This window comes from Xanthomonas sontii (assembly GCF_040529055.1).
GTDB lineage: Bacteria > Pseudomonadota > Gammaproteobacteria > Xanthomonadales > Xanthomonadaceae > Xanthomonas_A > Xanthomonas_A sontii.
Genome location: NZ_CP132342.1, coordinates 3,281,334 through 3,304,032, shown reverse-complemented (window position 1 = coordinate 3,304,032; position 22,699 = coordinate 3,281,334). Strand labels below are relative to the sequence as shown.

The 22,699-nt window shown below is 69.7% G+C and carries 17 protein-coding genes; 6 read left to right on the top strand and 11 right to left on the bottom strand.

Features of this window, described 5'->3' with window-relative positions:
- Complete coding sequence (locus RAB70_RS13880; protein ID WP_225851616.1) at window positions 1-2,103, bottom strand: PAS domain S-box protein; 2,103 nt, start codon at window positions 2,101-2,103, stop codon at window positions 1-3.
- 163 nt (window positions 2,104-2,266) lie between these two features.
- Between RAB70_RS13880 and RAB70_RS13875 the strand changes: the two genes are divergently transcribed.
- The 3 genes from RAB70_RS13875 (at window position 2,267) to RAB70_RS13865 (ending at window position 8,672) form a co-directional block, all read left to right on the top strand.
- Window positions 2,267-5,056: a bifunctional diguanylate cyclase/phosphodiesterase gene (locus RAB70_RS13875; protein ID WP_043090834.1), complete on the top strand. Its 2,790-nt coding sequence runs from the start codon at window positions 2,267-2,269 to the stop codon at window positions 5,054-5,056.
- Between the two features lie 522 nt (window positions 5,057-5,578).
- The gene (locus RAB70_RS13870; RefSeq protein ID WP_148828689.1) at window positions 5,579-7,336 is read left to right on the top strand and encodes an ABC transporter permease subunit; all 1,758 of its coding nucleotides are present in this window, start codon (window positions 5,579-5,581) and stop codon (window positions 7,334-7,336) included.
- 16 nt (window positions 7,337-7,352) lie between these two features.
- The gene (locus RAB70_RS13865; protein ID WP_010341738.1) at window positions 7,353-8,672 is read left to right on the top strand and encodes an AAA-associated domain-containing protein; all 1,320 of its coding nucleotides are present in this window, start codon (window positions 7,353-7,355) and stop codon (window positions 8,670-8,672) included.
- Window positions 8,673-9,307: 635 nt separating this feature from the next.
- Here the strand turns inward: RAB70_RS13865 and RAB70_RS13860 are convergent.
- The 6 genes from RAB70_RS13860 to RAB70_RS13835 all read right to left on the bottom strand — a co-directional run bounded on the left by RAB70_RS13860 (window position 9,308) and on the right by RAB70_RS13835 (window position 13,804).
- Window positions 9,308-9,607 (bottom strand): hypothetical protein, encoded by a 300-nt coding sequence (locus RAB70_RS13860; protein WP_148828690.1) that lies wholly within the window; start codon window positions 9,605-9,607, stop codon window positions 9,308-9,310.
- Between the two features lie 130 nt (window positions 9,608-9,737).
- Window positions 9,738-10,928: a methyl-accepting chemotaxis protein gene (locus RAB70_RS13855; RefSeq protein ID WP_017908265.1), complete on the bottom strand. Its 1,191-nt coding sequence runs from the start codon at window positions 10,926-10,928 to the stop codon at window positions 9,738-9,740.
- Between the two features lie 161 nt (window positions 10,929-11,089).
- The gene (gene hflD / locus RAB70_RS13850; protein ID WP_148828691.1) at window positions 11,090-11,704 is read right to left on the bottom strand and encodes a high frequency lysogenization protein HflD; all 615 of its coding nucleotides are present in this window, start codon (window positions 11,702-11,704) and stop codon (window positions 11,090-11,092) included.
- The gene (gene mnmA, locus RAB70_RS13845; protein WP_148828692.1) at window positions 11,701-12,846 is read right to left on the bottom strand and encodes a tRNA 2-thiouridine(34) synthase MnmA; all 1,146 of its coding nucleotides are present in this window, start codon (window positions 12,844-12,846) and stop codon (window positions 11,701-11,703) included. The genes hflD and mnmA overlap by 4 nt, the downstream gene beginning before the upstream one ends.
- Window positions 12,843-13,301 carry an NUDIX hydrolase gene (locus RAB70_RS13840; protein ID WP_017913926.1) on the bottom strand — a complete coding sequence of 153 codons (459 nt, stop codon included), beginning with the start codon at window positions 13,299-13,301 and terminating at the stop codon, window positions 12,843-12,845. The genes mnmA and RAB70_RS13840 overlap by 4 nt, the downstream gene beginning before the upstream one ends.
- Window positions 13,301-13,804: a hypothetical protein gene (locus RAB70_RS13835; RefSeq protein ID WP_017908261.1), complete on the bottom strand. Its 504-nt coding sequence runs from the start codon at window positions 13,802-13,804 to the stop codon at window positions 13,301-13,303. The genes RAB70_RS13840 and RAB70_RS13835 overlap by 1 nt, the downstream gene beginning before the upstream one ends.
- Before the next feature lie 76 nt (window positions 13,805-13,880).
- Here RAB70_RS13835 and clpS point away from each other — a divergent pair, with 76 nt between their 5' ends.
- Complete coding sequence (clpS, locus tag RAB70_RS13830; protein ID WP_010341728.1) at window positions 13,881-14,201, top strand: ATP-dependent Clp protease adapter ClpS; 321 nt, start codon at window positions 13,881-13,883, stop codon at window positions 14,199-14,201.
- Window positions 14,202-14,324: 123 nt separating this feature from the next.
- Window positions 14,325-16,607: an ATP-dependent Clp protease ATP-binding subunit ClpA gene (clpA, locus tag RAB70_RS13825; RefSeq protein ID WP_017908259.1), complete on the top strand. Its 2,283-nt coding sequence runs from the start codon at window positions 14,325-14,327 to the stop codon at window positions 16,605-16,607.
- Window positions 16,608-16,741: 134 nt separating this feature from the next.
- Here clpA and infA read toward each other — a convergent pair whose 3' ends face one another.
- From infA to trxB, 4 genes are all read right to left on the bottom strand, one after another.
- The gene (gene infA / locus RAB70_RS13820; protein ID WP_004425677.1) at window positions 16,742-16,960 is read right to left on the bottom strand and encodes a translation initiation factor IF-1; all 219 of its coding nucleotides are present in this window, start codon (window positions 16,958-16,960) and stop codon (window positions 16,742-16,744) included.
- A 92-nt stretch (window positions 16,961-17,052) separates the two neighbouring features.
- On the bottom strand, window positions 17,053-17,790 hold the full coding sequence (gene aat / locus RAB70_RS13815) for a leucyl/phenylalanyl-tRNA--protein transferase (protein ID WP_148828693.1): 738 nt from the start codon (window positions 17,788-17,790) through the stop codon (window positions 17,053-17,055).
- 22 nt (window positions 17,791-17,812) lie between these two features.
- Complete coding sequence (locus RAB70_RS13810) at window positions 17,813-18,937, bottom strand: GNAT family N-acetyltransferase (RefSeq protein WP_148828694.1); 1,125 nt, start codon at window positions 18,935-18,937, stop codon at window positions 17,813-17,815.
- A gap of 114 nt (window positions 18,938-19,051) precedes the next feature.
- On the bottom strand, window positions 19,052-20,020 hold the full coding sequence (gene trxB / locus RAB70_RS13805) for a thioredoxin-disulfide reductase (RefSeq protein WP_010341722.1): 969 nt from the start codon (window positions 20,018-20,020) through the stop codon (window positions 19,052-19,054).
- 287 nt (window positions 20,021-20,307) lie between these two features.
- On the opposite strand from trxB, the gene RAB70_RS13800 reads away from it, so the two are divergent.
- A complete protein-coding gene (locus RAB70_RS13800; RefSeq protein ID WP_017913921.1) occupies window positions 20,308-22,665 on the top strand; it encodes a DNA translocase FtsK in 2,358 nt (785 codons plus the stop codon).
- The last annotated feature ends 34 nt before the right edge of the window (window positions 22,666-22,699 follow it).

Sequence of the window (22,699 nt, the reverse complement as noted above, 5' to 3'; positions counted from 1 at the left end):
TCAGGTTCCAGGCGGGGGCGACGGTGGTGCCGCGGTGGTGTAGGGCAGGCACAGCGTCACCCTGGTGCCGGCGCCGGGCGCGGTGTCGATCTGCAGGGTACCGCCGGCGCTCTGCGCGCGCTCGCGCATCACGATCAGGCCCAGGCCGCGCGGCCCGGCCGGATCGAAACCGTCGCCATCGTCGACCACTTCCAGGCGCAGGCGCTGGCGTTCCTCGTCGCCGAGGGTCATCCGCACCTCGCCGGCGCTGGCATGGCGCAGCACGTTGGTCAGGCTCTCCTGGGCGATGCGGAAGCAGGCCTGTTCGACCTCGCCGCTGGGGCGCTCGGGCAGGGTGGCGATGTCCAGGTGCAGGCGCACCGGCGACGCGCGGAACAGCATGCCGGCCTGCCAGCGCAGCGCCGCTTCCAGGCCCAGCGCGTCCAGCTGCGGCGGCCGCAGCAGCGTGGAGAGGTTGCGCAGCTTGGTGATGCTGCTGTCGGCCAGGCTCACGATCTCGCTGAGATCCTCGCGGCGGCGCTCGGCGTCGGTCTCGTCCAGCGCCGCGTGCGCCGACAGCTTCATCGCGGTGATCGCCTGGCCGATATCGTCGTGCAGGTCGCGAGAGATCGCACGGCGCTCGTCTTCCTGCAACGAGAACAGGCGCCGCGCCATCGCCTGCAGTTCGCGGTTGCTCTGCGCCAGCGCGTCGCGCATGCGTTCCGGTTCGCTGAGGTCGCGCACGATCAGCAGCTTGCAGTCGCGGCCGCTGTAGCGGACGTTGCCGAACGACAGCCCGGCATGGAACAGCGAGCCGTCGCGGCGGCACATGCGTGCGGTGGCGCCGCGTTCGCCCTTGGCCCCGGCCGCGCCCATCCGTTGCCGTACCAACGCCAGGTCGGCGCTGTCGACCAGACCCTGCAGCGGCTCGCCGAGCAGGTTCTCGCCCTCGAAGCCGAACTGCCCGGCGCAGGCGGCGTTGGCGTACAGCACGTGTTCCTGGTGCAGGATCGCCACGCCGTCCGGCAGCACCCGCACCAGTTCGCGGAACTGCTCCTCGCGCTCGTGCAGCAGGCGCCGCGAGCGCTCGTGCTCGGTCACGTCCTGCAGGGTGCCGTGCACGCAGGCGCCGCCTGCGTCGTCGCTGGACGATTCGGCGCGCAGATGCAGCATGCGCGCCTGGCCGTCGGCGGCCAGCACCGGCAGCAGCATGTCCAGTTGCAGCGGCGCGCTGCCGCACAGGTCCTCGATCACCCGCTGGATGCGCGCCTGCGAGGCCACGTCGGGCGGGACCAGCAGCTCTTCCAGGCGGTGCTGGCGCGGCTGGTCCGGCACGCGCCGGCCGAGCATCCGGTAGACCTGCTCGGAGTAACTGCCCAGGCCGCTGGCCCGGTCCAGTTGCCAGGAGCCCAGCCGCGCGATCGACTGCGCCTCCTGCAGATGCTGCAGGGCCTGGTCGCGGCGGCGCTGCGCGTCGTACTCGGCGCTGCGGTCGCTGATCACCACCAGCCGCGCCTGCCGGCCGTGGTAGTCCAGGCTGGTACTGCGGGCCTCGGCCATGCACTGGCTACCGTCGCGCAGGCGCAGCGGCTCGGCCACCACGCAGGTCTTGGACGGGGTCTGCCGGATCGTCTCGATCACCTCGGCCAGGCGGGCGCTGGCGCTGGGCGGCCACAGTCGCGCCAATTCCAGTCCGACGAACTCGTCGTGCGACCAGCCGAAGAAGGCGACCGCGGTGGGGTTCACGTCGAGGATGCGCAGGCTTTCCAGGTCGTAGACCAGCATCGGGCTGGGATTGGCGTGGAACATCTGTCGGTAGCCGGCCTCCGACAGCGCCAGCCGGGTGTGCGCCTGCACGGCGGCCCGCACCAGCGGGCGCAGCAGGTAGTACAGGGCGATTGCGGTCAGGGTCAGGAACAGGGCGTCGTTGACCAGCTGCAGGACGATCAACGTGCGGGGATCGTCTACGAAATGCGCCAAAACCAGGTCGCTGCCGATCGACAGCGCCAGCCCCAGCAGCACGTACAGCAGCACCACTCTCCAGATGCCACGGTCCAGGCGCTGCGCCAGGCGCATGCCGGAGGTCGCCTGATGGGGCAGGGAGCTGTCGCGTTGTGGTTGCATGCCCCGGCAGCCTGCTGCGGTGGTCCGTGTCCGGCGGACATCTTAGCCGCTGACGGCCGCCGCGGCCCATGGTCGGGCGGTGCGGGCGCTCAATTAATGCCGCCGGGTGCCGTTATCACCTTCGACCGCTGGCCTTCAGGGCGGCGAAACGGAGCATCTCGGCGTGGATCAAGGCGTCATCGCAAGCTTGCTGCAGCACCCGCTCACCTCGGCGCTCGTCCTGTTGGACGCCGATGGCAGGCCGCTGGCGGCGAACCGGGCAGCGCAGGCACTGGAGCTGCCGCGCACCGTGGAGGCGTACGCCGAGTTGTTGCGTGCGGCCCGCGAGCGCCTGTTCGGCGGCGAGACCATGCTGGCCTGCGCCTTGCCCGGCACTGCCGGGCGACGCCTGGACGGCTGGCTGCGCGCGGTGCGCGACGACAGCGGCGGCCTGCTGGCCTACACCCTCAGCGTGCCCGAACCGGTCGGCAGCGATGGCGCCACCCGCTGGGAGATCGCCCTGGACAGCGCCGAGCACGGGCTGTGGGACTGGGACATCCCCAGCGACACCATCTTCCGCTCCGAGCGCTGGAAGCGGATGCTCGGCTACGCCGGCGATGCCCCGGCCGACGGCCTGAACGCGTTGCTGCCGCTGGTCCACGGCGACGACCAGGAGCGCCTGCGCCAGGCGATCCGCGCGCATTTCGAGGGCCGCACCGAAACCTATATGTGCGAGTTCCGCCTGCGCCGGCAGGACGGGCAGTGGCACTGGATCCTGGACCGCGGCCGCATCGTCGCACGCACCGCCGACGGCAGCCCGCTGCGCATGATCGGCACGCACACCGACATCCACGAGCAGAAGCTGCTCGAGCAGCGCCTGCGCGACCAGCAGACCCTGCTGCGCGAGGCGCAGCGCATGACCCGCATGGGCAGCTGGTCCTGGGATCCGCTGCGCGACCGGGTGTGGTGCTCGCGCGAATTCCTGCGCGTCACCGGGCTGGACGAACAGCAGGCGCCGAGCAGCCGCGGATGGCTGCGCCTGCTCAGCCGCGATTCGATGGCGCAGCTGATCTCGGTCTGGCGGCGCATGGCCCGCGAGGCCAAGCCGGCCAACTTCGAGGTCGAGCTGGTGTGTGGCAGCGAGTCGCCGCTGCACCTGCGGGTGTGGGCGCAGCCGCAGGTGGAGGCCGACGGCCGCATCCAGCGCGTGCTCGGCCAGGTGCAGAACATCACCGAGCAGCGCCAGACCGACGCCCTGATCCGCTGGCGCACCGAACTGCTCAACCGCGTCTCGGCGCTGGGCAAGATAGGCGGCTGCGAGATCGAGGTCGGCACCCGGCGCATGCAGTGGACCGAGGAGTGCTACCGCATCCATGGCCTGCGCAAGGAGGCCATCGATCTGGATCACGCGCTGGCCTTGTACACCCAGGACTCGCGCGATGCGTTCGAGTCGGCGCTGGTGCGCATCACCGAGGGCGGCCTGCCGGAGCAACTGGACCTGTGCTTCCACCGCCCGTCCGGGCAGCGCATCTGGGTGCAGGTGCTGATCGAGCTGGACGAACGCGACGGCCTGCCGCCGCGCTTCGTGGTGCTGTTCCGCGACATCACCCGCGAACGCGAGGCCAGCGAGCGCATCGAGCTGCTGGCCCATTACGACCTGCTGACCGGCCTGCCGAACCGGCAGCTGCTGCGCGAGCAGGCCGAGAAGGCGATGCACGAGGCGGTGGAGCGCGGCACCACGCTGGCGATGCTGTTCGTCGACCTGGACGGCTTCAAGAGCATCAACGATTCCTTCGGCCACGCCACCGGCGACGCGCTGCTGAAGCTGGCGGCCACCCGCATGCATCAGCAACTGCGCACCAGCGACCTGTTCGGCCGTTTCAGCGGCGACGAGTTCCTGGTGGTGCTGCGCGACCTGGCCGAGCCGGGCGATGCCGGGCACGTGGCGCGCAAGCTGATCGCGGCGCTGGCCGAGCCGCTGCACAGCGGCGAGAACGTGATCAAGATCGGCGCCAGCATCGGCATCGCGCTGATGGAGGAGGGGCGCCAGGACTTCGACGGCCTGCTGCGCGCCGCCGACGCGGCGATGTACGCGGCCAAGGAGTCCGGACGCAACACCTGCCATTACTACAGCCAGGACGTGCTGCTGCGCGCGCAGCGGCGCCTGGAGATCGAGCATGCGCTGCATGGCGCGCTGGATCGCGAGGAGTTCTCGCTGGTGTACCAGCCGCTGGTGCACGCGGCGGGCGAGCGCGCGCCGGCGGTGGAAGCGCTGTTGCGCTGGCACCGCCCCGGCCACGGCCATTGCAACCCGGCCGAGTTCATTCCGATCGCCGAGGAATGCGGCGAGATCGTGCGCCTGGGCGACTGGGTGATCGGCGAAGCCTGCCGCCAGGCCGCGGCCTGGGATGCGGCGGGGCTGAGCTTCGACCGGGTCTCGGTGAACGTCTCGGCGATGCAGTTGCGCGACCGCGGCTTCGCCGAGCGGGTGATCGAGCTGTGCCAGCGCAATGGCTGGTCGCCGAAGCGGCTGGAACTGGAACTGACCGAGTCGGCGCTGATCCGCGACAGCGAATCGCTGCGCCGCTGCTTCGAACTGTTCGAGCAGGAAGGCGTGCTGCTGGCGGTCGACGACTTCGGCACCGGCTTCTCCAACCTGCATTACCTCAATCGCTTCCCGGTGCAGCGCCTGAAGATCGACCGCAGCTTCGTGCAGGACATGCTGCACGACAGCGGCACCGCCAAGGTCACCCAGGCGATCGTGCAGCTCGGTCACGCGCTGGGCATGCAGGTGGTGGCCGAAGGCGTGGAAACGGTGCAGGAAGAGGCCTTGCTGCGCGAGCAGGGCTGCGACGAGATCCAGGGCTATCTGCACTCGCGGCCGTTGCCGCCACGCGAGCTGGCCGCCTGGTTGCGCGCGCGCCAGCAGGTGGCGCCGGCCACACACCCGCGGCTGGTGCTGGCTGCGCAGTGAATGTGCGGCGCCGCGTGCGCCGCACGGACTTGCGGCGACGCAGCAGCTGGCTATACTGCGCGCGCCCATCGTTTTCCGGCCAGAGGCCACCTTCCTTGGACAGTCATCCTAGACCGACGCTGCAGCGACAGAGCTGACAGGACCGCCACGGTCTGGGTCGTCCCAGATGGGTCCCGTCCGCTCAGGACGGGATCGTTCGCCAGCCCCGCGCGGTGCTGGCCTTGATTCCGAGAGTGCGCAAGCCCGATCCGCGAGGACTCCGAGCGTAGCCCCTGGCGTTGCCCATCGTCGGAGCCGCCCATGCGCCTGCCATCGCCATCCTCCCTGAGCCGTCCGTCGCTGCGCGGTTGCGTCGTGTGGCGACGGCGTGCGTGCACCGCATTGTCTGGGGACACCCGCGCGGCCGGCAGCGGCTGACGCACGGCGTACATCTTCCCCGGTCACACTGGGCGGTCCGCTTCGCGACCCGCGCCAGCGTCCTTTTTCCTGCGGCGTTCGCTGCCGCTCCTGCCGGATCTTCCCATGCTGCCATTCGCCCGCGACCGCTCCGCGCCCGGACAGCTCGCCGCACGCCCCGGCGTGCTGCCCAACCTGCACGATCTTGCGGTGTTCGCGCTGCTGCTGGGCCTGGGTGCGTTGCTGCTGCACGGCGCATCCGACATGCGCGCGCCGCTGCCGCCGGCCGGCACCGCCGCGGTGTCGCTGGAGCTGTGGCAGCTCCCCGAATACGGCCTGCGCACCACCTTGCGCATGTTCGCGGCGATGGCCGCCTCGCTGGTGTTCACCTTCGTGGTGGCGACCCTGGCCGCCAAGAGCCGGCGCGCCGAGCGGGTGATCGTGCCGGCGCTGGACATCCTGCAGTCGGTGCCGGTGCTGGGCTTCCTCACCTTCACCGTGACCTTCTTCCTGGGCCTGTTCCCCGGCCGGCAGATCGGCGCCGAATTGGCTTCGATCTTCGCTATCTTCACCAGCCAGGCCTGGAACATGGCGTTCTCGTTCTACCAGTCGCTGCGCAACGTGCCGCGCGACCTGGACGAGGTGTCGCGCGGTTTCGGGCTCAGCGCCTGGCAGCGTTTCTGGCGGCTGGAGGCGCCGTACGCCACGCCCTCGCTGATCTGGAACATGATGATGTCCATGTCCGGCGGCTGGTTCTTCGTGGTCGCTTCCGAGGCGATCAGCGTCGGCGACCACACCCTGGAATTGCCCGGCATCGGCTCGTACCTGGCGCTGGCGATCGCGCAGCGCAACTTCGCCGCGGTCGGCTGGGCGGTGGTGGCGATGGCGGTGCTGATCGCCCTGTACGACCAGTTGCTGTTCCGCCCGATCGTGGCCTGGTCGGACAAGTTCCGCGCCGAACTCACCGCCTCGCAGGACAAGCCGCAGTCGTGGCTGTACGACCTGCTGCGGCGCACGCGCCTGGCCAAGCGCCTGGTCGCGCCGCTGGCCTGGGTCTGGCAGCGCGCCATGCTGGTGCGCTGGACGCCGCGGCGCCAGCCGCAACTGCAGGCCGCGCCGCAGGCACCCGGCCGCAGCGGGGTGTGGGGCGATCGGCTGTGGAGCGCGGCGCTGGCCCTGGCCGGTGCGGCCGCGGCGTGGTTCGCCTACGACTACGGTCGCCGTCACCTGGGCCTGCACGACCTGGCCGAGGCCTTCGGCGGCGGCCTGGCCACGCTGCTGCGGGTGGTGGTGCTGATCGCCCTGGCCAGCGTGGTGTGGGTGCCGATCGGGGTGTGGATCGGGCTGCGCCCGAAGGTGGCGCAGCGGGTGCAGCCGCTGGCGCAGTTCCTGGCCGCGTTCCCGGCCAACGTGCTGTTCCCGTTCGCGGTGCTGGCCATCGTCAGCACCGGCGCCGATCCCAACATCTGGCTGTCGCCGCTGATGATCCTCGGCACCCAGTGGTACATCCTGTTCAACGTGATCGCCGGCGCCAGCGCGTTTCCCACCGATCTGCGCGAGGCCGCCACCATCTACCACCTGCGCTCGTGGACCTGGTGGCGGCGGGTGATCCTGCCCGGCATCTTCCCGTACTACATCACCGGTGCGCTGACCGCCTCCGGCGGTTCCTGGAACGCCAGCATCGTGGCCGAGCTGGCCAGCTGGGGCCACACCCAGGTGCAGGCCTACGGCCTCGGTGCCTACATCGCCCGCGCCACCGCCGCCGGCGACGGCCCGCGGGTGCTGCTCGGGGTGGCGGTGATGTCGCTGTTCGTGACCCTCTTCAACCGTGCGGTCTGGCGACGTCTGTACGTCTTCGCCGAACGCCGCCTGCGTTTCGACTGATTCCTGGAGACCGACCATGAGCTATTCCGCAAGCGTGCCCGAGCGCGCCCCGCTGGTCCGCGTGCAGGGTGTGCGCAAGACCTACGACAAGGGCGGGGCGACGCCGCTGGTGGTGCTGGAGGACGTCGACCTGACCCTGCATTCGGGACAGATCGTGGGCCTGCTCGGCCGTTCCGGCTCGGGCAAGTCGACCCTGCTGCGCGCCATCGCCGGGCTGCTGCAGCCCAGCGCCGGCAGCATCGCCTTCCGCGATGCCGCGCCGGGCCAGGTCGCCGACGACATCGCCATGGTGTTCCAGAGCTTCGCCCTGTTCCCATGGCTGACCGTGCTGCAGAACGTGGAAGTGGGCCTGGAGGCGCGCGGCGTGGCCGCCGACGAGCGCCGCCGGCGCGCCCTGGCGGCGATCGACCTGATCGGCCTGGACGGCTACGAGGGCGCCTACCCGAAGGAACTGTCCGGCGGCATGCGTCAGCGCGTGGGCCTGGCGCGGGCGCTGGTGGTACGGCCGAAGCTGCTGCTGATGGACGAGCCGTTCTCGGCGCTGGACGTGCTGACCGCCGAGACCCTGCGTACCGACCTGCTGGACCTGTGGTCGGAAGGGCGCATGCCGATCGAATCGATCCTGATGGTCACCCACAACATCGAAGAAGCGGTGCTGATGTGCGATCGCATCGTGATCTTCGGCGCCAATCCGGGGCGGGTGATCGGCGAGATCGAAGTGACCCTGCCGCAGCCGCGCAATCGCCTGGCGCCGGCATTCCGCGCCCTGGTCGACGACATCTATGCGCGCATGACCGCCAGCCCGCAGCGGCCGCAGACCCGCGAGGGCGTGTTCCCGGGCAGCGGCATCGCCATGGTCTTGCCGCGCGTCTCGAGCAACCTGCTGGCCGGCCTGATCGAAGCGGTGGCGGCCGAGCCCTACCACGGCCGTGCCGACCTGCCGCCGCTGGCGGCCGGCCTGCAGCTGGAAGTGGACGAACTGTTCCCGATCGCCGAGACCCTGCAACTGCTGCGTTTCGCCGTGTTCGAACAGGGCGACCTGCAACTGACCCCGGCCGGGCAGCGCTTCGCCGAACTCGGGACCGACGCGCGCAAGCAACTGTTCGCCCAGCACCTGGCCACCTACGTGCCGCTGGCCGCGCACATCCGCCGCGTGCTCGACGAACGCCCGGCGCATCACGCACCGGCGCGCCGCTTCCGCGACGAACTGGAAGACCACATGTCCGAGGCCTACGCGGCGGAGACGGTCCAGGCGGTCACCAGCTGGGCGCGCTACGCCGAGTACTTCGCCTACGACAAGCAGGCGGACCTGTTCTCGCTGGAGAATCCGAGCTGATCGGGCGGGGGGTAGGCTGTGCGCAGTTTCGGCTTCAGCCGCGACCCCACGGCCAACATTGCAGGAACGGCGTCAGGCATGGCCTTGCTCGCCGCTCAATGCGCCTTGCAGCAACGATGTCGCAATCTGGTCGGAGTCGTTGTGGGAGGGACTTCAGTCCCGACTGCAGGCGCATCGAAGCGCCGGACGGCATCGCGCGTCGCGACTGAAGTCGCTCCCACAGCGACGCTTTTCCACGGCCGGGCGCTCGCGATTGGGAGAAGGGTTCAGGCGCGCGCCTGGATGCGACGCGGGTCGGTCGATGTGTCGTAGCTCGCCGCCGAATGCGCCTTTGCAGCAACGATGTCGCGATCTGATCGGGGTCGTTGTGGGAGGGACTTCAGTCCCGACTGCAGGCGGCCGGCCAGGCATGTGTCGCTCGCGTTTCGCGACCGAATGGCATCGCGCATCGCTGCCTTTTGGCTTGGTGTAGCGAGATTGGCTGTCTCCTTGCAGGAGCGCGCATGACTGGTTGGGCCTTATGCGTCAGGCGAAATCTACAATAACCAGCTGGGATGAAACGTTTGGCGACGCGCTGGACGCAGGCCTACACCAGGCCCCGCTCGCCGCGCGCGATCGCAACCGCCGCGATCGACTCAATCGCCGTCGTACAGCGGAAAGTGCACCAGCGGCGCCGGCGTGCCGGCAGCGGCGACCGCGCTGCCGTTGAGGCACATGTCCCAGGCCAGGCCGGCCCAGACCGGGTCGGCGATGCGCGCGTCCTGCTGCGCCGGTGCGCGTGCGATCAGCAACTGCCGCAGTTCGGCCTGGGCCAGCGTTTCCAGCCGTCGCAGGGCGTGGCCGGGCTGGCGCGGTGCGGTCACAGGCCGGATGCCGGGTGCGGCCACCGGCTCGGACGCAGGCACGTGCGCGCTGCTGCTGTCATCGCAGGACATGGCCGCAACTCGGGACAGGGACTGGAGATGCATCGACATCGACGGGGCCGGACGGGAAGGGCAGAGACGACAAGCCCCGGCAGGGGCCGGGGACTCGTCGGTTCATGGCGCGGAGCGCGACAAGGCGGACTTAGAACAACTCGACCGTGCCGGCACCCATGCTCTGCTGCGCCACCGGCTTGTGCGGCGGACGCTCCCACTCGGTGCGCATGTCGCGCAGGCGGTTGCCGACCCGCTGCAGGGCGTCGAGCAGTTCGTGGTCGAACACGCCGCCATTGCGGTGCAGCAGTTCCTGCAGCGCCACGGCCTCGCGGTTGATCGCGGTCAGGCGGTCCAGGTGGGTGTGCACGCCGCCCAGGGCCTGGGTGGCGATGTCCTCGAACTGCAGGGCGCGCACCGCTTCGGCGACGCTGCTGTCGATGGCGCGGCCGCACTCGGAGATCTCGCGCATGCCGTCGCCCAGCGAGTGGTTGATCGCGGCCACGTTGTCCAGCATCGCCGCGGCCTCGGCCCGCGCCTCGCGGGAGCGGTCCATGTCGCGGGAGGCCATGTTCGAGACCGTCTCGCGGACCTTGGCGATGGCGTCCTTGGAGCTGTGCGCCAGCTTGCGGATCTGCTCGTTGAAGGTGGTCGAGCGCTCGGACAAGTTGCGCACCTCGTCGGCCACCACCGCGAAGCCGCGGCCCGCCTCGCCGGCGCGCGCCGCTTCGATCGCCGCGTTCAGCGCCAGCAGATTGGTCTGGTCGGCGATCGACTTGACGTCCTCCAGCAGGGCGAAGATGCCGTCCAGGTGCTGGGACATGTCGTCGATGTAGTGCACCGTGGTGCTGCTCTGGCCGCTGACCTGCTCCAGCGCCTCGACCAGCTGCTCCATGCGCTGGCTGGCATGCTGGGCGAAGCGGGCCACGTCCACCCCGGCGCCGCCGTCTTCGCCGGCGCGGTCGACGATGCGGGCCAGCGCCACGCTCTGCTGCCGCGACTTGCGGTTCATCGCCTCGAAGCTGCCACCCAGGCCGCTGACCGCCTGGCGGATCAGTTCGCGGGCACGTTCGATCTCCGAGCGCGAGCCCTCGATCTCGTTGCCGACGAAGCTGCGCAGCTCGGTCAGCAGGTGGTCCTGCTCGCGCATGACCTTGGCCTGCTCCGGCGAGCGCCGGCTCTGGCTGTACGCGGTCCAGCCGGCGAAACCGAGCCAGCTCAGCGTCATGGTGGTGAGGATGGCCCAACGGACCGGGGCCGGCCAATCGAAGCCGGCGGCGATGGGGAACAGCAGCGTCAGGGCGAGCGGGGCGGCCAGACGGATCAGGAGGCGTGAGTACATGGAAGTTCTCGGCAGATTCACGATTGCTGTATCGGCCGCCCCCCCCGGGTCTTTAGCAACGCGGTGCGCGGATCATCGAAACCTGCCGACATTCGTACGATCCGCGTCGCAGAACCACCGCGGGCGGCGCGCTGCCGGCCCGGCGCCGGCACCCCGGGGACTCAGCGCAAGGCGCGGTCCACAGTCTCGCGCATGCGCCGCTTGGCCAGCAGGAAATCCCACAGGCTGCCGCCCATCTGCCGCCACAGCACCGCCGAACGCACCGCCGCCAGCAGCAGCGCGCGGATCTCCGCCACCACCCCGGCCTGACCGAGGTAATGCGGGTTGCCCTGCACCATCACCCGCGGGCGCAGGTGGCTGATGGTGTCGGCGTAGAGCTGGCCCAACGCCGCGATCACCTCGGGGTGGGTGCTGTCGGCATGGCGCTCCAGCAGCGGCGCGATCCGGGCCAGGCCGGCATCGACCTTGGCGTCGGTCTCGGCATCGCCGGCGAAGCGCCGTTCCAGCTGGATCACCGCCAGCGCCAGCCGCGGCAGCACCTCGTCCTGGCCCTGGTTGCGGAAGTAGTTGTGCAGCAGGCGCAGCCCCGGCGCCAGGTCGGCACGGCGGCCATAGACCGCTTCGGGGCTGGATGCGTCGATGCGGAACACGCTGTCGAGCAGGGTGCGCACCAGCGACGCCTCCGACTGGCCGGTCTCGGCAATGCGCCGCACCTGCTGCAGGGCCTGGGCCATGCCCGCCAGCGCCAGCATGCGCGCGTCCATGGAATCGGTCATCGAATCGGGTCCTCGTGTACGGCGGGGGCCTGCTGCGCCAGGCGGCGCTCCAGCGGGGCATCGGTGGTGGCGATCACGGCGCCGCCCAGGCATTCCTCGCCCTGGTACAGCACCAGCGACTGCCCGGGGGTGACGGCGCGCTGCGGGCGCGCGAAGCGGACCGACAGGGTGCCGTCGTCGCCGACCTCGACCGTGCAGGGCTCGTCGGCCTGGCGATAGCGGGTCTGCGCGGTGCACTCGAAGCGCTGCGCCGGCGGCGCACCGGCGATCCAGTGAGCGGCCTCGGACTGCAGCCCGTTGGCCATCAGGTAGGGGCTGTCGCGGTCCTGGTCGACGTACAGCACGTTGCGGGCGACGTCCTTGCCGACCACGTACCACGGCGCCGCGGCGCGGCCGCGCACCCCGCCGATGTTCAGGCCCTCGCGCTGGCCCAGGGTGAAGTAGAACACCCCCGGATGCTCGGCCACGACCTGCTCGTGCGGGTCGCGGATCTCGCCGCGCCGCGCCGGCAGGTAGCGGCCGAGGAATTCGCGGAAATCGCGTTCGCCGATGAAGCAGATGCCGGTGGAATCCTTCTTGGCGTGGGTCGGCAGGCCGGCTTCGCGGGCGATGCGGCGCACCTGTTCCTTGGGCAGTTCGCCGACCGGGAACAGGGTCGCGGCCAGTTGCGCCTGGCCCAGCTGGTGCAGGAAGTAGCTCTGGTCCTTGTTGCGGTCCAGCCCGCGCAGCAGCCGCCAGCGGCCGCCGAGGCTGTCCACCCGCGCGTAGTGGCCGGTGGCGATGCGCTCGGCGCCGAGTTCCCGCGCCGCGTCCAGGAAATGCTTGAACTTGACCTCGCGGTTGCACAGCACGTCCGGGTTGGGCGTGCGCCCGGCGGCATATTCGGCCAGGAAGTGCGCGAACACGCCTTGCCAGTACTCCTGCGAAAAGTCGCGGAAATGGAAGGGGATGCCCAGTCGCCCGCACACCGCCACCGCATCGCGGCGATCGTCGTCGGCACGGCAGTCGCCGCTGCCGTCGTCGGCCCAGTTCTGCATGAACAGGCCGGACACCGCCGCCGCGCCCTGCTGGACCAGCTGCCAGGCCGCCACCGACGAATCCACGCCGCCGGAGACCCCGACCATGACCGCTGCACCGCTCATGCCACCTGCCGCAGCAGATCCAGCGGGTAGCGGCGCCCGGCCAGGTAGTCGGCCACCACCTGCCACACCAGCGGGCTGCGCCAGCGCGGCGCTTCGGCCTCCAGTTCGGCCGGGGTCATCCACAGCGCGCGCACGATGCCGGTGTCCAGCGGCCGCTGCGCATCGTGCGCGACCGGATCGGCGGCGAAGGCGAAGCGCAAGTAGTGGCGGCCGGTGTCGGCCTTCCACTGGTAGGCGCCGATGAACGCGGTCGGCTGCACCTGCCAGCCGGTTTCCTCCAGCGTCTCGCGCACCGCGGCCTCGATCAGGCGCTCGTCCGGCTCCAGGTGGCCGGCCGGCTGGTTCAACACCAGCGCACCGGCGATGGCTTCCTCGACCTGCAGCAGGCGTCCGTCGCGCACCACCACCGTGGCCACGGTCACGTCCGGCTGCCAGGGTTCCGCGGCCGCCGTCATCAGAACAGGTCCTTGCCGCCGTTCAGTTCGGCGTCCATCGCATCGGCGCCACGCGCGGCCGCCTCCAGCGCCTCGCGCAGCGCCGCATCGTCGGCATCGGCGGGGATCTTGACCACGAACACCGCCGTGCCGCCCTGGCGCACCCAGCCGCCGAGGATGTCCGACTGCGCATCCTCCAGCAGCCGATTGGCGACCTTGGCGGGCAGGCTGTCGCCCTGCGCCTGGTAGGCCGGCGACCACACCTCGCGGATGCGGTAGCTGCCGAAGGTCTCCACCGGCGAGCGCACATAGGTCAGCTGCTTGCGCTCCTGCCCGTGGTCGCGCAGGCCGAACAGCACCTGGTAGTCGCCGTCCTCGTCCGCCTGTACGTCGTAGCCCAGCGCCTGCAGGCGCTTGCCCAGCGCCGCATCCGGCGTCTCGGCGGCGGCCGGCAGGGCGGCGGCGAGCAGCGCGGCGAGCAGCGGAAGCTTGGGGAACATCGTCGAATGCATGCGGAGCGCCATCGAAAGGAGGGGAATTGTGCGGGCAGGGCCGGCGATCGTCCAATCCTGGCCGGCGGCCCCCGTATATAATGGGCGGATGCCCCGCAAGAATTCCCCCGAGCACGATCATGGCGTCATGGTGGAGACCGGCAAGCCGGAAGTCGCCCGCCCGCCCATGTATCAGGTGCTGCTGCTGAACGACGACTACACCCCGATGGACTTCGTGGTGACCGTGCTGCAGCAGTTCTTCTCCCTGGACCTGGAGCGCGCCACCCAGGTGATGCTGCACGTGCATACCCGCGGCCGCGGGGTGTGCGGGGTCTATACCCGCGAGGTGGCTGAATCCAAGGTAGCTCAGGTGAACGAGTTCTCGCGGATGAACCAGCATCCCCTGTTGTGCACGATGGAAAAAGCCTGATAGTGGGAGGCGTCGGTCACCGGTTTGCCCGGACTAACGCGGTGTGAACACACTGATCCGATAGGGTTGTGGAAATTCGCAACTCAAGCCACATATTGTCGGCAACAGACGTCGGAGTACACCATGTTCAGCAAAGATCTCGAGCAGACCATCGGCCAGTGCTACAAGCGCGCCCGGGAAGCCCGTCATGAGTTCATGACGGTGGAGCACCTGCTGTTGGCATTGCTCGACAATCCCTCCGCCCAGGCCGTGCTCAAGGCCTGCGGCGCCGACGTCGACCGCCTGCGCGGCGACCTGGAACAGGCCATCGAAGCCTCGGTGGCGCGCCTGGCCGACGACGATGGCCGCGACACCCAGCCCACCCTGGGCTTCCAGCGGGTGCTGCAGCGGGCGGTCTACCACGTGCAGTCCTCGGGCAAGAAGGAAGTCAGCGGCGCCAACGTGCTGGTGGCGATCTTCGGCGAGAAGGATTCGCACGCGGTGTACTTCCTGAACCAGCAGGACATCACCCGCCTGGACATCGTCAACTACCTGTCCCATGGCATCGCCAAGATGGGCGAGGACGGCGAGCACGCCGCGCCGTCCGACGGCGAGCCCAAGGGCGAGGCGGGCGAGGGCGAGCCCAAGGGCGACGCACTGGCCGAGTACGCCACCAATCTGAACGAGCAGGCCCGCAACGGCCGCATCGACCCGCTGGTGGGCCGTGCCGACGAGATCGAGCGCACCATCCAGGTGCTGTGCCGCCGCCGCAAGAACAACCCGCTGTACGTGGGCGAGGCCGGTGTCGGCAAAACCGCCATCGCCGAGGGCCTGGCCAAGCGCATCGTCGAGGGCACGGTGCCTGAGGTGCTGGCCGACGCGGTGATCTTCTCGCTCGACCTGGGCGCGCTGGTCGCTGGCACCAAATACCGCGGCGACTTCGAGAAGCGCCTGAAGGGCGTGCTGACCTCGCTGAAGAAGGTGCCCAACGCGGTGCTGTTCATCGACGAGATCCACACCATCATCGGCGCAGGTTCCGCCTCCGGCGGCACCATGGACGCCTCCAACCTGATCAAGCCGGCGCTGTCTTCGGGCGAGCTGCGCTGCATCGGTTCGACCACGTTCCAGGAATACCGCGGCATCTTCGAGAAGGACCGTGCCCTGGCGCGGCGCTTCCAGAAGATCGACATCGTCGAGCCGACCGTGGGCGAAACCTTCGAGATCCTGCAGGGCCTCAAGCCCAAGTACGAGGCGCACCACGGCGTGACCTACGCCGACGACGCGTTGCAGGCGGCGGTGGACCTGTCGGTCAAGCACATCGGCGACCGGTTGCTGCCGGACAAGGCGATCGACGTGATCGACGAGGCCGGCGCGCGCCAGCGGCTGCTGCCGGAAGGCCAGCGCAAGGAACTGATCGACATCGAGGAGATCGAGACCATCGTCGCCAAGATGGCGCGGATCCCGGCCAAGCAGGTCAGCGCCACCGACAAGGACGTGCTGCAGCACCTAGAGCGCAACCTGAAGATGGTGATCTTCGGCCAGGATCCGGCGATCGAGACGCTGGCCTCGTCGATCAAGCTGGCGCGCTCGGGCCTGGCCAATCCGGAAAAGCCGATCGGCAACTTCCTGTTCGCCGGCCCCACCGGCGTGGGCAAGACCGAGGTCACCAAGCAGCTGGCGCTGCAACTGGGCATCGAGCTGGTGCGCTTCGACATGTCCGAGTACATGGAGCCGCATTCGATCAGCCGCCTGATCGGCGCGCCCCCGGGCTACGTCGGCTTCGACCAGGGCGGCCTGTTGACCGAGAAGATCGTCAAGACCCCGCACTGCGTGCTGCTGCTGGACGAGGTGGAGAAGGCGCATCCGGACATCTTCAACATCCTGTTGCAGGTCATGGACCGCGGCGTGCTCACCGACACCAACGGGCGCGAGGCCAACTTCAAGAACGTGATCCTGGTGATGACCACCAATGCCGGTGCCACCCAGGCCTCGCGGCGCTCGATCGGCTTCACCCAGCAGGACCACTCCACCGATGCGATGGAGATCATCCGCCGCAGCTTCACCCCGGAGTTCCGCAACCGCCTGGACGCGGTGGTGCAGTTCCAGCCGTTGGCCTTCAGCCACATCCTGCGCGTGGTCGACAAGTTCGTGATCGAGCTGGAGATGCTGCTGCAGGAGAAGCACGTGTCGCTGTCAGCGACCCCGACCGCGCGCGACTGGCTGGCCCAGCACGGCTTCGACCCGCTGATGGGCGCGCGGCCCATGGCGCGGGTGATCCAGGACAAGGTCAAGCGCCCGCTGGCCGACGAGCTGCTGTTCGGCAAGCTGGTCAACGGCGGCCGTGTCACCATCGACGTGCGCGACGGCGAGCTGGTGGTCGATACGCAGGCCGAGCCGGAGCGCCTGCTGCCGGCGACGGTGGACTGAGGCCGGACCAGGCGACGGGCACGACGAAAGGCGGCTGCAGAGGCTGCAGCCGCCTGGCGAGGTCACCGTGGTTCCATCGTTGCAGACGTGAAAGGCGGCCAGTGGCCGCCTTCTTCATGTCCGCCCGGGGCGGATTACTTCATGCGGTAGGTGATGCGACCCTTGGTCAGGTCGTACGGGGTCATTTCGACCTTCACCCGGTCGCCGGTCAGGATGCGGATGTAGTTCTTGCGCATGCGGCCGGAGATGTGGGCGATGATTTCGTGCCCGTTTTCCAGCTTGACCCGGAACGTGGTATTGGGCAACGTCTCGCTGACGGTGCCTTCGAATTCGATGGAGTCGTCTTTCGACATGTAATCCTGTGCGATTCGGAACGGCCAAAGGCCTGAAGAGCGAGGATTTTACTCGCCTGGGCCGCGCCATGCAAAGTTTGCGTTAATCCCGCTCAGCCCTGGGCCAGTTCCGCGGCCGCCAGGGTGCCGAAGCGCAGCGTCCACGGCGCGGTCTCGGCAGTCGCCGCCACCAGCGGCGCGATGGTGTCCAGGAACCGCGCACGCGGCCAGCGCTCGGCGCCCAGGCTGAGCAGGTGGTCGTTCTCCACCTGCGCGTCGATTAGCGGCCAGCCCCAGCCGTGCAGGCGCCGCGCCAGTGCCGCCAGCGCGACCTTGGAGCCGCCGCTGCGCGCACTGAACATGCTCTCGCCGAAGAACATGCGCCCGCGCGCCACCCCATAGATGCCGCCGACCAGCTCGTCGCCGTCGAACACTTCCACCGAATGTGCGTGGCCGGCCTGGTGCAGGGCCAGATAGGCGTCGCGCATCGGCGCGGTGATCCAGGTGCCGTCCTGGCCGCGGCGGGGGAGTTGCGCGCAGGCATCGATGACCTGGGCGAAGGCGGTGTCGGCGCGCACGGTCCACGGACAGTGGCGCAGGCTGCGGCGGAAGCGCGAGGACAGGCGCACGCCGTCGCTGCGGAACACGGTGCGCGGGTCCGGACTCCACCACAGGATCGGCTCGCCGTCGGAGTACCAGGGGAAGATGCCCTGGGCGTAGGCCGCGAGCAGGCGCGTCGGCGACAGGTCGCCGCCGACCGCGAGCAGGCCGTCCGGCTCGCGCAGGGCACTGGACGGCGGTGGGAACGGGGCGGCGGGATCGGCCGCGAGCAGGACAGGGAGACGACGCATCGCCGGCAGCGTAGCCGATGCCTCAGGCGTCGTGGCGGAACGGCGAGTGGCGCTGCAGCGCCGCCGCGTGCTGGCGCACCTCGGCGCGCTCCTGCGCGCACCAGTCGGCCAGCGGCACGCGGAAGCCGGGGTCGGCGATCCAGTGGCGGCTGCGCACCAGCCGCGGCAGGAAGCCGCGGGCGATCTTGTGCTGGCCCTGCGCGCCCGGCTCGAAGCGGGTCAGGCCCTCGCGCAGGCAGTACTCGATGCCCTGGTAGTAGCAGGTCTCGAAGTGCAGGCCGGGCAGGGGCTCGCCGCCCCAGTAACGGCCGTACAGGGTGTCGCCGCCGCGCAGGCAGAACGCACCGGCCACTGGCGTGCCGTCATGGATGGCCAGGAAGATCAGCAGGTTGCGCGGCATCGTGCGCGCAAGGTGCGAAAAGAAGTTCAGGGTCAGCGCCGGCGAATTGCCGTAGTCGTCGAAGGTGCGCAGATAGAAGCCGTACATCGCCTGCAGGTCGGCGGCGCTGGCCTCGTCGCCGTGCAGCACGCGGAAGCCGATGCCGGCGCGCTGCACCTTGGCTCGCTCCTGGCGGATGTTCTTGCGGTGTTTGTGGTCCATCGCGCCCAGGTAATCGTCGAACCCGGTCCAGCCGGTATCGTTGTGCCACTGGTACTGCACGTCGTTGCGTTCCAGCCAGTCGGCGTCGAACGCGGCGTCCTCGTCGGCGCGGTGGAAATTGACGTGGGCCGAGGACAGGCCGGTGCGCTCGGTCAGCGCCTGCATGGCCGCGAGCAGTTCCTGCTGCGCCGCCAGATCGCGGGCGAGCAGCCGCGGCCCGGTCACCGGCGAGTAGGGCACCGCGCACAGCCACTTTGGGAAGTAGTCCTGGCCGTAGCGCGCGTAGGCATGCGCCCAGGCATGGTCGAACACGAATTCGCCGTGCGAGTTGCTTTTGACGTAGCCGGGCGCTGCCGCGACCAGCGCCGCGCCGTCCCACACGGTGAGATGCAGCGGACTCCAGCCCCAGTCCGGGCGCAGGCAGCCGTGCTGCTCCAGGCCGGCCAGGAAGGCGTGGGCGACGAAGGGATTGCGACCGTCGTGCAGGGCGTCCCAGTCGGCGGCGGCGACCGCATCGAGCTGGTGCAGCCAGCGGATCCGGCTCATCGCCGGCGCTGCTCGCGGTGGAAGGCGGCGCAGCGGCCGCCGGCGCCACCGGCCGCGCGCGCGGGCGCACGGCCGCTGCCGGCCTGACGCCGGCAGTTCAAGGCGTGCGCGGACTCAGGCACCCTTGTCCAGATAGCGCTCGGCGTCCAGCGCGGCCATGCAGCCGAAGCCGGCCGAGGTGATCGCCTGGCGGTAGTGCTGGTCGGCGACGTCGCCGGCGGCGAACACGCCCGGCACCGAGGTCTCGGTGGCGGCGCCGCCGAGGCCGGAGCGGATCTCCAGGTAGCCGTTGTGCATGGCCAACTGGCCGTCGAACAGCTGGGTGTTCGGGTGATGGCCGATGGCGACGAAGAAGCCGTGCGCCTCCAGGTCGCGGGTGCTGCCGTCCTGCACCGACTTGACCCGCACGCCGGTGACGCCGGCCTCGTTGCCCAGCACCTCGTCCACCTGGTGATGCCAGACGGTCTCGATCTTGCCGGCGGCGACCTTGGCGAACAGCTTGTCCTGCATGATCTTTTCCGCGCGCAGGGTGTCGCGGCGGTGCACCAGATAGACCTTGCGGGCGATGTTGGACAGGTACAGCGCCTCTTCCACGGCGGTGTTGCCGCCGCCGACCACGACCACGTCCTGGTCCTTGTAGAAGAAGCCGTCGCAGGTGGCGCACGCGGACACGCCGCGGCCCTTGAACGCCTCTTCCGAGGGGATGCCCAGGTACTTGGCGGTGGCGCCGGTGGCGATGATCAACGCGTCGCAGGTGTAGTCGCCGCTGTCGCCGCTGAGCCGGAACGGGCGCTGCGACAGGTCGGCGGTGTGGATGTGGTCGAAGATCACCTCGGTCTCGAAGCGCTCGGCATGCGCCTGCATGCGCGCCATCAGGTCCGGGCCCATCAGGCCGTGCGGGTCGCCGGGCCAGTTGTCGACCTCGGTGGTGGTCATCAGCTGGCCGCCCTGCTGCAGGCCGGTGATCACCACCGGCTTGAGGTTGGCGCGCGCGGCGTAGACCGCGGCGGTCCAGCCGGCCGGGCCGGAACCCAGGATCAGCAGGCGGGAATGCTTGGCGGAATTGGCGGCAGAGGGGCTCATGTATACTCGCAAACAGGGTGAAATGGCGGCGGAAACGCGGCATTGCGCGGGTTCCGGCGAAGGCGCATAGAGTGGCGGCCGGCCTGGAACGAATCAAGCCGCGTGGCGGAAACGCTGCGGCCCGCGGCGACAGACTTCGGGTTTCGCGCGTCGTTGCCCGCCTCGATCGGGCGCTGCCAGCATCGGCCTGCGCAAGTCCGGACGATTCAGGTACCGCCTGCTGAAATGCAAGGGCGATTCGTTTATTATCAATCACTAACGATGCATTTCTAAGGTCTGGTCATAGCGTGGCGAAGCAGGTTCCGGAACGCGGCAAAACCCAGGGCGCCAATGCGGCGGCACGCAAGCAGGGCGCCGCGCCCAACCCACGCCGGCAGAAGCTGTGGCGCGATCTGGCGCTGATCGCGATCGCGCCGCTGCTGCTGTACCTGCTGGCCAGCCTGGCCACGTACTCGGCGACCGATCCGGGCTGGTCGCATACCGGCAGCGTGGTCGCGCCGGTGCACAACATGGGCGGCAAGTTCGGCGCCTGGATCGCCGACGTGCTGCTGCAACTGTTCGGCTACGTGGCTTTCCTGCTGCCGGTGGTGATCGGCGCGATCTCCTGGATCGCGCTGTTCGGCATGGACCAGGACGGCGACGGCGAGGCCGACCTCGGCCCGGCGCTGCGCCTGGTCGGCATCGTCGGCTTTTTGATCGCCGCCACCGGACTGCTGCACCTGCGCCTGTTCGCCGGCGACGTGGCCGGGGCCGGCGGCATCCTCGGCAAGCTGGTCGGCAATTCGCTGGGCGCCGGGTTCGGCGCGCTCGGCGCCAACCTGTTCGTGCTGGTGCTGTTGCTGGTGTCGGTGACCCTGGCCACCGGGCTGTCCTGGTTCGCGGTGATGGAGCGCATCGGCAAGGCGGTGATGACCCTGCCGGCGCTGGCCCGGCGCGGCACCCAGCAGGCCAACGAATGGCAGCAGACCCGCGCCATGCGCGAGGAACGCGAGGAAGTGCGCAAGGTCGACGCGGTGCAGCGCGCCAAGCGCGAGCCGGTCAAGATCGAGCCGCCGCCGGCGCCGGTGGTGGAGAAGAGCGAGCGCGCCAAGCGCGAGCAGCAGATCCCGCTGTTCCACGGTACCGGCAGCGACCCGTCCGGGGTGCCGCCGCTGGCCCTGCTGGACGACCCCAAGCCGCAGGCCAAGGGCTATTCCGAGGAGACCCTGGAAACCCTGTCGCGGCAGATCGAGTTCAAGCTCAAGGACTTCCGCATCGAGGCGCAGGTGGTCGGGGCCTATCCGGGCCCGGTCATCACCCGCTTCGAGATCGAGCCGGCGCCGGGCATCAAGGTCAGCCAGATCAGCTCGCTGGACAAGGACATCGCCCGCGGCCTGTCGGTGAAGTCGGTGCGCGTGGTCGATGTGATCCCGGGCAAGTCGGTGATCGGCCTGGAAATCCCCAACGTCAGCCGCGAGATGATCTATCTCAGCGAGCTGCTGCGCTCCAAGGAATACGACAAGTCGGCCAGCCCGCTGACCCTGGCGCTGGGCAAGGACATCGCCGGGCGTCCGACCGTGGCCGACCTGGCGCGCATGCCGCACCTGCTGGTCGCCGGTACTACCGGCTCGGGCAAGTCGGTGGCGGTCAACGCGATGGTGCTGAGCCTGCTGTACAAGGCCTCGGCCAAGGACCTGCGGATGCTGATGATCGACCCGAAGATGCTCGAACTGAGCGTCTACCAGGGCATCCCGCATCTGCTGGCGCCGGTGGTCACCGACATGAAGGAGGCCGCCAACGGCCTGCGCTGGTGCGTGGCGGAGATGGAGCGCCGCTACAAGCTGATGAGCGCGGTCGGCGTGCGCAACCTGGCCGGCTTCAACAAGAAGGTCAAGGATGCGCAGGACGCCGGGCAGCCGCTGATGGACCCGCTGTTCAAGCCCAATCCGGACCTGGCCGAGGCGCCGCGGCCGCTGGACACGCTGCCGTTCATCGTCATCTTCATCGACGAATTCGCCGACATGATGATGATCGTCGGCAAGAAGGTCGAAGAGCTGATCGCGCGCCTGGCGCAGAAGGCCCGTGCCGCCGGCATCCACCTGATCCTGGCCACCCAGCGCCCGTCGGTGGACGTGATCACCGGCCTGATCAAGGCCAATATCCCGACCCGCATCGCCTTCCAGGTCAGCTCCAAGATCGACTCGCGCACCATCCTCGACCAGTCCGGCGCCGAAACCCTGCTGGGCCATGGCGACATGCTGTACCTGCCGCCGGGCACGGCGATGCCGGACCGCGTGCACGGTGCCTTCGTCAGCGACGAGGAAGTGCACCGGGTGGTGGAGCACCTCAAGGCCAGCGGCCCGGCCGACTACATCGAGGGTGTGCTCGACGAGGTGCAGACCATGGGCGACGGCACCGTGATCGGCGCCACCGGCCTGCCCGAGGCCGGCGGCGGGGGCGGCGACGAATCCGACCCGCTGTACGACGAGGCCCTGCGCATCGTCACCGAGACCCGCCGCGCCTCGATCTCCGGCGTGCAGCGGCGGCTGAAGATCGGCTACAACCGCGCCGCGCGGCTGATCGAGGCGATGGAAGCCGCCGGCGTGGTCAGCCCGCCCGAACACAACGGCGACCGCAGCGTGCTGGCGCCGCCGCCGCCGAAGTGAGCCGCACCGCGCCGCCCGCCGGCCATGGCCGGCG